This window comes from Streptomyces bikiniensis (genome assembly GCF_000716625.1).
Classification (GTDB): Bacteria; Actinomycetota; Actinomycetes; order Streptomycetales; family Streptomycetaceae; genus Streptomyces; species Streptomyces bikiniensis.
Map to the genome: position 1 here is coordinate 83,787 of NZ_JNXJ01000030.1, position 11,720 is coordinate 95,506.

Below are 11,720 nucleotides of genomic sequence, written 5' to 3' on the forward strand. Positions count from 1 at the left end.
TGTCCCGGACACGAACCCCTCCACAGCCCCCACTCGCGGCCGCGGGCTTCTCCTCAGCCCACCAGGCTGTCCCGCCACGCCCGGTGCAGGCCCGCGTAGTGGCCGTCGCCCGTCACCAGGGCCGACGGCGGGCCGTCCTCGACGATCCGGCCCGACTCCATCACCAGGACCCGGTCCGCCACCTCGACCGTCGACAGACGGTGGGCGACGACCACCGCCGTACGGCCCTTCAGGACCGTGTCCATCGCCTGCTGGACCGCCCTTTCGCCCGGTACGTCGAGGGAGCTCGTCGCCTCGTCCAGGATCAGGACCGCCGGATCCGCCAGGAGCGCCCGGGCGAAGGCCACCAGTTGGCGCTGGCCCGCCGAGATCCTGCCGCCGCGCTTGCGCACGTCCGTGTCGTAGCCGTCGGGGAGGTTCCTGATGAAGTCGTGGGCCCCGATGGCCCGTGCCGCCTCTTCGATCTGCTCGCGGGTCGCGTCCGGGCGGCCGATCGCGATGTTCTCCGCCACCGTGCCCGAGAAGAGGAACGCCTCCTGGGTGACCATGACGATGCCCCGGCGGAGGTCGGGGGTGGTGAGATCGCGGAGGTCGACGCCGTCGAGGAGGACTCGGCCTTCCGTCGGGTCGTAGAAGCGGGCCAGGAGTTTGGCCAGGGTCGATTTTCCTGCTCCTGTGGCTCCCACCACGGCCACCGTCTGGCCGGCCGGGATCCTCAGGTCGAAGGTGGGGAGGACCTCGCCTCCCGTGCGGTACGCGAACCTCACCTCGTCGAAGACCACCTCCCGGCCGGGGGCGCCCTCGCGGTGGGGGAGTTCGCGCGGTGTCGTCGTCTCCGGCACGCCCGGTTCCTGGGCCAGGAGGCCCGCGATCTTGGTGAGGGACGCCGCCGCCGACTCGTACGAGTTGAGGAACATGCCCAGGCGGTCGATCGGGTCGTACAGGCGCCGCATGTAGAGGACCGCCGCCGCCAGGACGCCCAGTTCCAGGGAGCCCTCCGCCACCCGGTAGGCGCCCCAGAGGCACATTCCGGCCACCGCCGTGTTCGCCACGAGGCGCGAACCGACGACGTAGCGGGCCATTTCGAGGAGCGCGTCGCCGTTGCTTCGTTCGTGGCGCCGGTTGAGAGCGTCGAACTCCGCGTCGTTGGCCTTCTCGCGGCGGAACGCCCTGACCGGGCGGATGCCGTTCATCGTCTCCGCGAACTTCACGATCACGCCCGCGATCGCGGTGGACCGCTCGCCGTACACCCGGCCCGCGCGGCGGCGGTAGAGCTGCACCAGGAGGCAGAGGGGGACGAAGGACGCCGTCGCCACGGCGCCGATGCCCAGGTCCAGCCAGAGGAGGACCAGGGTGATCGAGAGGAAGGAGAGGACCACGCCGATGAGTTCCTGGAGGCCCTCCGAGAGGAGTTCGCGCAGGGACTCCACGTCCGTGGTCGAGCGGGAGATCAGCCGGCCCGAGGTGTAGCGCTCGTGGAAGTCGACGCTCAGGACCTGCGCGTGGCGGAAGATCCGGCCGCGCAGGTCCAGGAGGACGTCCTGGTTGACGCGGGCCGCTCCCCGGACGAAGACGTACTGGAGGAGGCCCGAGAGGACCGCGCAGAGGAGGTAACCGAGGGCCACGGCGACCACCGGGCCGTGGTCGCCCGCACGGAAGGCCGGGACGCCGCGGTCGATGGCGTACGCGACGAGCAGCGGGCCCGCCTGGACCGCCGCCTCCTTGACCAGGAGGACCAGCGCCGCGACCGCGACCCGCGCGCGGTGCGCGGACAGGAGGGAGCGGAGCAGGGCGCCCGTCGCGCCCGGGGGCGCGGGCAGGTCGTCGCGGTCGAAGGGGTCCGGCTCGTCCGGCGCGGGGGCGGGCGGCTTCGTGAGCGTGGTGTCCGTCATCGCCGTTCCTTCTCGCCCGACATCAGCCAGGCGTACTCCTCGCTGCTCCGCAGCAGTTCCTGATGGGTGCCCACGGCCGCGATCCGGCCCCCGGACAACAGCGCGACCCGGTCGGCCAGCATCACCGTCGACGGGCGGTGCGCCACCACCAGGGCCGTCGTCCCCCGCAGCACCTCCCGCAGGGCCGCCTCCACCCGCGCCTCCGTGTGCACGTCGAGGGCGGAGAGGGGGTCGTCCAGGACCAGGAAGCGGGGGCGGCCGACCACCGCGCGGGCCAGGGCGAGCCGCTGCCGCTGGCCGCCCGACAGGCTCAGGCCCTGCTCGCCGACCCGGGTCGCCGCGCCCTCGGGCAGCCGGTCCACGAAGCCGTCCGCCTGGGCCACGGCGAGGGCGCGCCGCAGTTCCGGTTCGCCCGCCGTGCCGTCGGCGCCCATGAGGACGTTCTCGCCGACGGAGGCGGAGAACAGGGTGGGCTCCTCGAAGGCCGTCGACACCAGGGAGCGGAGGCGGCGGCGGTCCATGAGCGCGATGTCCTCGCCGTCGAGGAGGATGCGGCCGCCCGTCGTCTCGTGCAGGCGCGGTACGAGGGCGGTGAGCGTCGTCTTTCCGGAGCCCGTGCCGCCGACCAGGGCGAGCGTTTCGCCGGGGCGGATGTGCAGGTCGAGGCCGTCCAGGACCGGTGGGGCGTCCTCGGGGGCGTCCGGGTAGCGGAAGACGACGTTCTCGAAGCGGACCCCGTCCGGGCCGCCGCTCCGCGGGGCCTCCGGGGCGGCCGTGTCCGGCTCCTCCTCGGCGTCCATCACCTCGAAGTACCGCTCCGTCGCCGTCGCCGCCTCCTGGCTCATCGCGAGCAGGAAGCCGATCGACTCCACCGGCCAGCGCAGCGCGAGCGCCGTCGACAGGAACGCCACGAGCGTGCCCGCCGACAGGTCGCCGTCCGCGACCTGCACCGTGCCGAGGACGAGCGCCGCGCCGATGGCCAGTTCCGGTACGACCGTGATGACGGCCCAGATCATGGCGAGCAGCCGAGCCTTGAGCAGCTCCGTGCCGTGCAGCCGCTCGGAGAGCTCGCGGAAGGCGCGCGCCTGGCTGCGGTGCCGGCCGAAGCCCTTGACGATCCGGATGCCGAGGACGCTCTCCTCCACGACCGTCGTCAGGTCGCCCACCTGGTCCTGGGCCCGGCGCGCCACCCGCCCGTACCGGCCCTCGAAGAGCGAGCAGACCACCACCAGCGGCAGCACCGGGGTCAGCAGCACCAGGCCGAGGGACCAGTCCTGGGAGAGCAGCAGCACGTACCCGGCCAGGATCGTCACGCCGTTGACCAGGAGGAAGGTCAGCGGGAAGGCGAGGAACATCCGGACCAGCATCAGGTCCGTCGTCCCGCGCGACAGGAGCTGGCCCGACGCCCACCGGTCGTGGAAGGCGATCGGCAGCCGCTGGAGCCTGCCGTACAGGTCCGACCGCATCCGGGCCTCCACCCCGGCGAGCGGCCGCGCCACCAGCCAGCGCCGGAAGCCGAAGAGCACCGCCTCCGCGATCCCGAGCAGCAGCAGGTACAGCGCCCCGAGCCACACGCCACCCGGGTCCCGGTCCGCCACCGGCCCGTCCACCAGCCACTTCAGGACGAGGGGGATGACGAGCGACAGGCAGGAGGCGACGATCGCGACGAAGGCGGCCGTGAACAGCCGCCCCCGCACGGGCCGTACGTACGGCCACAGACGGAGCAGGACGCGCACCGCCGACCGGTCGGGGGCGCTTACCGGGTCCACAGGGTCCACAGGGTTCGCTGGATTCGCCGGGTCCGCCGGATTCGCTGGGGGCAAAGGGTTCTCGGGCATCAGGTCCGACCTTACGGTTCGCCACTGACACCGCTCACCCGGTTTTCCGGCCGGGGCGCCCGGGGGCCGTCCGCGGCACCCCGGGGCACTCCGCCGCGCCCCGGAGTCGTACCCGCCGTCAACCGATCGGCCGATGGCCGGTACGAGCGGATCGGCCGATACCGGCGGGCCGCCCGGGACGGGAGGCTCGGGACATGACGACAGCAGCGATCGAAGTACGGGGACTGCACAAGTCCTACGCCGGCCGGAAGGTCGTCGACGGGGTCTCCTTCGAGGTCGGCGAGGGGGAGGTCTTCGGCATCCTCGGACCCAATGGCGCCGGCAAGACCACCGCCGTGGAGTGCGTCGAGGGGCTGCGGACCCCCGACGAGGGCCTGGTCCGCGTCTGCGGGTACGACCCCGCCGTGCGGCGCGCCGAGGTGACCCGGGTCCTCGGCGTCCAGCTCCAGGAGAGCGAGCTCCAGGCCAAACTGACCGTCCGCGAGGCCCTCGACCTGTACGCCTCCTTCCACGAGCGGCCCGCCGACCCGCACGCGCTCGCCGAGCGGCTCGGCCTCCTGCCCCACCTGAAGGTGCGGTTCGCGAAGCTGTCCGGGGGCCAGAAGCAGCGGCTCTTCATCGCCCTCGCCCTGATCGGGGACCCCCGGGTCGTCGTCCTGGACGAACTCACCACCGGTCTCGACCCGCGCGCCCGCCGCGAGGTCTGGTCGCTGGTCGAGGCCGTCCGGGACAGCGGGGTGACCGTCCTGCTCGTCACCCACTTCATGGAGGAGGCCCAGCGCCTCTGCGACCGGATCGCCGTCCTCGACCGCGGCCGGATCGCCGCCCTCGACACCCCCGAGGGGCTGATCCGGAGTTCCGGCGGCGCCAAGGAGATCTCCTTCGCCGCCGGCGTCCCGGTCGACCCGGCCGAACTGCGGGCGCTCCCCGGGGCCGTCTCCGTCACCACCGCCGACGGGCGCACGGTCGTCGGCGGCACCGACGAGACCGTCACCGCCTTCGTGTCCCTCCTCGCCCGCCACGGCGTCACCGCCCACCAGCTCCGGGTCACCGACGCCACCCTCGACGACGCCTATCTCGACCTGACGGGAGACGACCACCGATGAGCACCCCCACCGCGACCGTCCTGAAGACCGAGGCGCGGCTCTTCGGCCGCGAGCCCGGAAGCCTGTTCTGGGTCATGCTCTCGCCGACCCTGCTGCTCGTGGTCCTCGGCCTGATCCCCTCCTTCCGGGAGGCCTCCGAGGACCTCGGCGGACGCCGGGTCATCGACCTGTACGTCCCCGTCGCCGTCCTCTTCGCCCTCATCATGTCCGGGCTCCAGGCCATGCCCCCGGTCCTCTCCGGCTACCGCGAGCGCGGCATCCTGCGCCGGATGTCCACCACCCCCGTACGGCCCGGAACCCTGCTCACCGCCCAGCTCGCGCTGCACGCCGCCGCCGCGCTCGTCTCCGCGCTGCTCGTGGTCGCGGTCGGCCGCCTCGCCTTCGGGGTCGCCCTGCCGGGGAACCCCGCCGGGTACCTGATCGCCCTGCTGCTCGCCGTCGCGTCCGGGCTCGCGCTCGGCGCGACCGTGTGCGCCGTCTCCCGCACGCAGAAGATCGCCACCGCCGTCGGCTCGGCCGTCTTCTTCCCCGCCATGTTCACCGCCGGGGTCTGGGTACCGGTCCAGGCCATGCCGGATACGCTGCAGCGGATCGTCGGGCTGACCCCCTTCGGCGCCGCCTCCGAAGCCCTCGACACGGCCGCGTCGGGCGGCTGGCCCGGTTGGGCCGCGCTCGGGGTCATGGCCCTGTGGACGGGCGTCCTGACCGGCGCGTCGGTGCGCTGGTTCCGCTGGCAGTGAGTGAGTGAGCGAGTGAGTGAGTGAGGGGGGTGGGGCGGTGCCGACCACCGTCGAGGAACGCTGGCGCCAGTTCTTCCGCTGGGGGCCGTACGGCCTGCTCGGCATCGCCACCGCGATCGCCGGGGCGTCGGTGGGGATGCTGATGGACCGCGCGGAGGCGCTGGCGGTCGGCGCCCTGGTGGCCGTGGCCCTCCTCCTCCACGTGGTGTGGGACCGCCGCTGCGCCCGGTTCGTCGCGGCCCACGGCTGGACGACCGAACGGCCCGGCACCGGGGCCATAGGGGACGAGCCGGAGCCCGCAAGGGGTGGTACGGAGCCCGTACGGGACGAGCCGGAGCCCGTACGGGAAGAGTCCCCGCCCGTGCTCGTGCCCGGCGCGCCCGGCCCCGCCTCCACCGCGTACTTCGTCCTCCGTACCGTCCTCGCCTCCGTCCTGACCTGGCTCAACCCCTTCTTCGCGGTCTACGCCTGCGTCGGCTACTTCGACGCCGTCCACCTGCTGTCCCGCCGCCTCTCCCACCCCGGGCTCCTCGTCGTCGCCGCCACCATGGCCGGTTCCCAGTCCGGGGGCCTGCCGCCCGCCTCCCCGGTGCAGTGGCTCGCCTTCGGCGGCCTGTTCGCCCTGAACGCCTGCCTCGTCGTCGGCTTCTCCCACCTCGCCGAGAAGGACGCCGAGAAGGCCGCCGAGCGGGCCGTCACCATCGCGGAGCTGGCCCGCGCCAACAGCCGCCTCGAACAGGCCCTCGCCGAGAACGCCGCCCTCCAGGCCCAACTCCTCCTCCAGGCCCGGGAGGCCGGGGTCGCCGACGAGCGGCGGCGGCTCGCCGCAGAGATCCACGACACCATCGCCCAGGGCCTCACCGGGGTCGTCACCCAGCTCCAGGCCGCCTCCGCCGCCCCCGACCGGGACCGCGCCGAGATCCATCTGCGGCGCGCCGCCGACCTCGCCCGGCACGGCCTCGGCGAGGCCCGTCGCTCCGTGCGGAACCTGGGCCCCGTCGCCCTGGAACACGACACCCTCCCCGACGCCCTGCGCAAGACCGTCGAGGAGTGGGCCGAACGCACCGGCGTCGACACCCGGTTCACCGTCACCGGCACCGAGGCCCCGCTCCACGACGAGGTCGCCGCCACACTGCTGCGGATCGCCCAGGAGGCCCTGTCCAACACCGCCCGCCACTCCGGCGCCGCCCGGGCCGGCATCACCCTCTCCTACATGGGCGACGAGATCACCCTGGACGTACGGGACGACGGGCGCGGCTTCGACCCGCTCGCCCGGCCCGAACGGGGCGACGGCGGCGGGTTCGGGCTCGACGGCATGCGGGCCCGCGCCGAGCGCCTCACCGGCACCGTCACCGTCGAGACCGCCCCCGGCGAGGGCACGGCGGTCTCCGCCCGCGTACCGTTGGCCACACCATGACCGACATCACCCTGCTGATCGTCGACGACCATCCCGTCGTACGGGACGGCCTGCGCGGCATGTTCGCCGCCGAGGGTTCCGGCTTCCGCGTCCTCGGCGAGGCCCCCGACGGCGTCCGGGGCGTCGAACTCGCCCTGGAACTCGACCCCGACGTGGTCCTCATGGACCTGCGGATGCCGGGCGGCGGCGGCGTCGAAGCCATCGCCGCGCTCGCCCGGCACGGCGCCCGCGCCCGGGTCCTCGTCCTCACCACGTACGACACGGACACCGACACCCTCCCGGCGATCGAGGCCGGCGCCACCGGGTACCTCCTCAAGGACGCCCCGCGCGAGGAGCTGTTCGCGGCCGTGCGGGCCGCCGCCGAGGGCCGCACCGTCCTCTCCCCGGCCGTCGCCTCCCGGCTCGTCACCGCAGTCCGGGCCCCCGCCGCCCCGCCCGCCGACACCACCCTCTCCGCGCGCGAGGCCGAGATCCTCGCCCTCGTCGCCCGGGGCACCGCCAACCGGGCCATCGCCGCCGAGCTGTTCATCAGCGAGGCCACGGTCAAGACCCACCTCACCCACCTCTACGGCAAACTGGGCGTGAAGGACCGGGCGGCCGCCGTCGCCGCCGGGTACGACCGGGGGATACTGGGCCGCTCCTGAAGCGGCGGGCCCCGGGCCCTTACCGGGACACCCGCAGCAGCACCACCGACCGGGCCCCCACCGCGAGCACCTCCCCGCCCCGGTGGACCGTGCCCGGCGGCTCGGACTGGTCCTCGCGGGCCGTGTCCACGACCAGTTCGTACGCCTCCGCCCACGGCGGCCCCGGCAGCCGGAAGTCCAGCGGCCGGTGGTCGGAGTGCAGGACGGCGAGGAAGCTGTCGTCGGTGATCCGCTCGCCCCGCGCGTCCCGGCCCGGGATGTCCCGGCCCGACAGGTAGAGGCCGAGCGTCCCCGCCCGCGCGTACCAGTCGCCCTCCGTCATCTCCGTGCCCTCGGCCGTGAACCAGGCCAGGTCCCGCAGCCCGTCCGCCCGCTGCGGGCGGCCGGAGAAGAAGGCCCGGCGCCGCAGCACCGGATGCCGGTGGCGCAGCGCGAGGAGCCGCCGGGACAGGGCGAGGAGCTGGGCCCGGCCGGGGTCCTCCGGCAGCGACCAGTCGAGCCAGCCGATCTCGTTGTCCTGGCAGTACGCGTTGTTGTTGCCGCCCTGGGTCCGGCCCATCTCGTCGCCGGAGACCAGCATCGGCACCCCGGTCGACAGGAGCAGGGTGGTGAGCAGGTTCCGCTGCTGGCGCAGCCGCAGCGCCCCGATCTCCGGGTCGTCGGTCTCGCCCTCCGCGCCGCAGTTCCAGGACCGGTTGTCGTGGGTGCCGTCCCGGTTCCCCTCGCCGTTGGCCTCGTTGTGCTTCCGCTCGTACGTGACGAGGTCCCGCAGCGTGAAGCCGTCGTGGGCGGTGACGAAGTTGACCGAGGCGTACGGCCGGCGCCCGCCCCAGGCGTACAGGTCGCTGGAGCCGGAGAGCCGGTAGCCGAGGTCCCGCACGTCCGGCAGCGCCCCGCGCCAGAAGTCCCGCACGGCGTCCCGGTAGCGGTCGTTCCACTCGGTCCACAGGGGAGGGAAGGCCCCCACCTGGTAGCCGCCGTTGCCCACGTCCCAGGGCTCCGCGATCAGCTTCACCCGGCGCAGCACCGGGTCCTGGGCGATGACCGCGAGGAAGGGGGAGAGCATGTCGACGTCGTGGAAGGAGCGGGCGAGCGCCGCCGCCAGGTCGAAGCGGAAGCCGTCCACCCCCATCTCCGTCACCCAGTAGCGCAGGCTGTCGGTGATGAGCCGCAGCACCTGCGGCTGCACCACGTGCAGGGTGTTGCCGCAGCCCGTGTAGTCGGCGTACCGGCGGGCGTCGGACTGGAGCCGGTAGTAGCCCCGGTTGTCGATGCCCTTCAGGGAGAGGGTCGGGCCCAGCTCGCCCGCCTCCGCCGTGTGGTTGTAGACCACGTCCAGGATGACCTCGATCCCGGCCGCGTGCAGCGCCCGCACCATCTTCTTGAACTCGCCGACCTGCTGCCCGGCCGTCCCCGAGGAGGAGTAGCCGGCGTGCGGCGCGAAGTAGCCGACGGAGTTGTACCCCCAGTAGTTGCGCAGGCCCCGCCGCAGCAGGTGGTCCTCGTGCGCGAACTGGTGCACCGGCAGCAGCTCCACCGCCGTCACCCCGAGCCGTACGAGGTGGTCGACCGCCGCCGGGTGCGCGAGCCCCGCGTACGTGCCGCGCAGGTGCTCGGGGATGCCCGGGTGCAGCCGGGTGAAGCCCTTGACGTGGACCTCGTAGATGACCGAGTCCTGCCAGGGCGTCTTGGGCCTGCGGTCGTCGGACCAGTCGTCGTCGTCGTGGACGACGACCCCCTTCGGGACGTGCGGGGCGGAGTCCCGCTCGTCGCGGACGGTGTCGGCCACGTGCTGCTGCGGCCAGTCCCGCACGTGCCCGTACACCTCGGGGGGCAGGGAGAACTCGCCGTCCACGGCCCGCGCGTACGGGTCGAGGAGCAGCTTCGCCGGGTTCCACCGGGCGCCCGTCCACGGGTCCCAGCGGCCGTGCACCCGGTAGCCGTACCGCTGCCCCGGCCCGGTCCCGGGCACGAAGCCGTGCCAGATCTCGTGGGTCAGCTCGGTCAGCGGCAGCCGCGTCTCCGTCCCGTCCCCGTCGAACAGGCACAGCTCGACGGCCTCCGCCCCGCCCGCCCACAGGGCGAAGTTGGTGCCCGCGACCCCGCCGGGTCCGACCCGGCAGCGGGCGCCGAGGGGCGTCGGGGCCCCCGGCCACACGGGCGGCCCCGCCCGCTCCAGGGCACGCTGCTGTACCGCCTCCTGCTCGGCTGCGCTCGCCACCGTCCGGCCTCCCGCGGCTCCGTCGGGCCCTCGCGCGGGGAGCGGTGGCGTCCCGGCCACCGCTCCCCGCGCGAGGTTCTCCCCCTGTTCTGCCCGCACGGCCGTGCTCCCAACATGACCCGCACGCACGTTTCCCCTGGAGGGGGCCCGTCGTTGGTCCGGGCGTGAGATCTGTATGGAAGCGCGCGGGGCGCGCCCTCGCGGTGGCGGGACTGCTGGCGGGCCTCGCGGGCTGCACCGGAGCGGACGGCGGCAGGGGCGTCGACCTCTCCCTGCCGGGCAAGGGACGGGCCCCCGGCGACGTCATCCGGGTCGTCCCCGAGGACGGCAGCCGCGCGGTCCCGGCCGACGCGCCGGTCGAGGTGAGGGTGGACGGCGGACGGCTCGAACGGGTGACCGTCGCCCGGGTGGAGGACGGCCGGCGGACCGAGGTCGCCGGGGAGGTCTCCGCCGACGGGCTGCGCTGGCGGCCGTCGGCCCGTGACCGGCTCGCCCTGGCCGCCAAGTACAGCGTGGACGCCGTCGCCCTCGACGCGCACGGGCGCCGCTCGGCCCGCCACACCACCTTCACCACCGTGGTGCCCGAGTCCCGCTTCATCGGCTACTTCAAGCCGGAGAACCGCTCCACGGTCGGCACCGGCATGATCGTCTCCTTCACCTTCAGCCGGCCCGTCGAGAACCGGGCCGCGGTCGAGCGCGCCGTCCGGATCACCTCCGACCCGCCGGTCGAGGTCGCCGGCCACTGGTTCGGCGGGGAGCGGCTCGACTTCCGCCCGGAGCGGTACTGGGCCCCCGGCACCCGGGTCACCGTCGACCTCGACCTGCGGGACGTCGAGGGGGCGCCCGGCGTGTACGGCATCCAGCGCAAGAAGGTCGGCTTCACCGTCGGCCGCTCCCAGGTCTCCGTCGTGGACGCCGCCGCGCACACCATGGAGGTACGCAGGGACGGCCGGGTCCTGGCCGTCCTGCCGGTCACCGCCGGGGCGCCGAAGACCACCACGTACAACGGGAAGATGGTCGTCACCGAGCTGTACGACGTGACCCGGATGAACGGGGCCACGGTCGGCTTCGGCGGCGAGTACGACATCAAGGACGTGCCGCACGCGATGCGGCTCACCGAGTCCGGGACCTTCCTGCACGGCAACTACTGGGCCCCGCCCGAGACCTTCGGCAGCGCCAACGTCAGCCACGGCTGCGTGGGGCTCCGGGACGAGAAGGGCGGCAGCGAACGCTCGCCCGCGGGCTGGTTCTTCGACCGGACCCTGATCGGGGACGTGGTGGAGGTGGTCAACTCCCGCGACCGGAAGGTCGCCCCCGACAACGGCCTCGGCGGCTGGAACACGGACTGGAAGAGCTGGAAGGCGGGGTCGGCGCTCCGCTGAACCCCCGCCTTCGCCCCGGACGGTCTGCGACGATGACCCGCATGGAACCCGCGAACTCCACGGAACCCACGGAACCCACGGAACCCACGGACCCCGCCGACCTCATGGCCGAGGAGGCCGTCCCCGTTCTCCGCGTCGAGGACGCCGCGGCGGCGGTCGCCTGGTACGGGCGGCTGGGCTTCGCCCGGCGGTGGGAGCACCGCTTCGGGCCGGGCTTCCCTGCGTTCGTCGAGGTCGCCCGGGGCGGGTTGCGGCTGTTCCTGTCGGAGCACACCGGCGACGCCCGCCCCGACACGCTGGTCTACCTCCGCGTCCGGGACGTCGACGCCGTCGCCTCCGAGTTCGGCGTACGGGTGGAGGACGCCCCGTGGGCGCGCGAGGTCGAGCTGCGCGACCCCGACGGCAACCGGCTGCGGATCGGCACGCCCAAGGAGTGACGCCCGGTCCGGCGGGACCGCCGGCCCCAGGGGCCCGTCCGGT

9 protein-coding genes are annotated in these 11,720 nt (G+C 74.0%); 6 read left to right on the top strand and 3 right to left on the bottom strand.

What is annotated here, in order from left to right; all coding sequences use genetic code 11:
* Window positions 1–53: 53 nt before the first annotated feature.
* The gene (locus OO47_RS22775) at window positions 54–1,892 is read right to left on the bottom strand and encodes an ABC transporter ATP-binding protein (RefSeq protein ID WP_030218649.1); all 1,839 of its coding nucleotides are present in this window, start codon (window positions 1,890–1,892) and stop codon (window positions 54–56) included.
* Entirely contained in the window at window positions 1,889–3,730 is a 1,842-nt protein-coding gene (locus tag OO47_RS22780; RefSeq protein WP_051716221.1) for an ABC transporter ATP-binding protein, read from the bottom strand. The genes OO47_RS22775 and OO47_RS22780 overlap by 4 nt, the downstream gene beginning before the upstream one ends.
* Window positions 3,731–3,924: 194 nt before the next feature.
* Between OO47_RS22780 and OO47_RS22785 the strand changes: the two genes are divergently transcribed.
* Genes OO47_RS22785 through OO47_RS22800 form a run of 4 tightly spaced genes read left to right on the top strand, consistent with a single transcriptional unit; the run spans window position 3,925 to window position 7,637 of the window.
* A complete protein-coding gene (locus tag OO47_RS22785) occupies window positions 3,925–4,836 on the top strand; it encodes an ABC transporter ATP-binding protein (protein WP_030218644.1) in 912 nt (303 codons plus the stop codon).
* Window positions 4,833–5,576, top strand: coding sequence for an ABC transporter permease (locus OO47_RS22790; protein ID WP_030218641.1), 744 nt, complete (start codon window positions 4,833–4,835; stop codon window positions 5,574–5,576). Before OO47_RS22785 ends, OO47_RS22790 begins: the two co-directional genes overlap by 4 nt.
* Before the next feature lie 37 nt (window positions 5,577–5,613).
* Window positions 5,614–6,993: a sensor histidine kinase gene (locus OO47_RS22795; protein WP_063831924.1), complete on the top strand. Its 1,380-nt coding sequence runs from the start codon at window positions 5,614–5,616 to the stop codon at window positions 6,991–6,993.
* Entirely contained in the window at window positions 6,990–7,637 is a 648-nt protein-coding gene (locus tag OO47_RS22800; RefSeq protein WP_030218633.1) for a response regulator, read from the top strand. The genes OO47_RS22795 and OO47_RS22800 overlap by 4 nt, the downstream gene beginning before the upstream one ends.
* A gap of 19 nt (window positions 7,638–7,656) precedes the next feature.
* On the opposite strand, the gene glgX is transcribed toward OO47_RS22800, so the two are convergent.
* Window positions 7,657–9,858 carry a glycogen debranching protein GlgX gene (gene glgX / locus OO47_RS22805; protein WP_030218631.1) on the bottom strand — a complete coding sequence of 734 codons (2,202 nt, stop codon included), beginning with the start codon at window positions 9,856–9,858 and terminating at the stop codon, window positions 7,657–7,659.
* Between the two features lie 164 nt (window positions 9,859–10,022).
* Between glgX and OO47_RS22810 the strand changes: the two genes are divergently transcribed.
* Both OO47_RS22810 and OO47_RS22815 read left to right on the top strand, forming a co-directional pair.
* Window positions 10,023–11,240 carry a L,D-transpeptidase gene (locus tag OO47_RS22810; protein ID WP_030218628.1) on the top strand — a complete coding sequence of 406 codons (1,218 nt, stop codon included), beginning with the start codon at window positions 10,023–10,025 and terminating at the stop codon, window positions 11,238–11,240.
* Between the two features lie 104 nt (window positions 11,241–11,344).
* Window positions 11,345–11,677, top strand: coding sequence for a glyoxalase superfamily protein (locus tag OO47_RS22815; RefSeq protein WP_030218626.1), 333 nt, complete (start codon window positions 11,345–11,347; stop codon window positions 11,675–11,677).
* The last annotated feature ends 43 nt before the right edge of the window (window positions 11,678–11,720 follow it).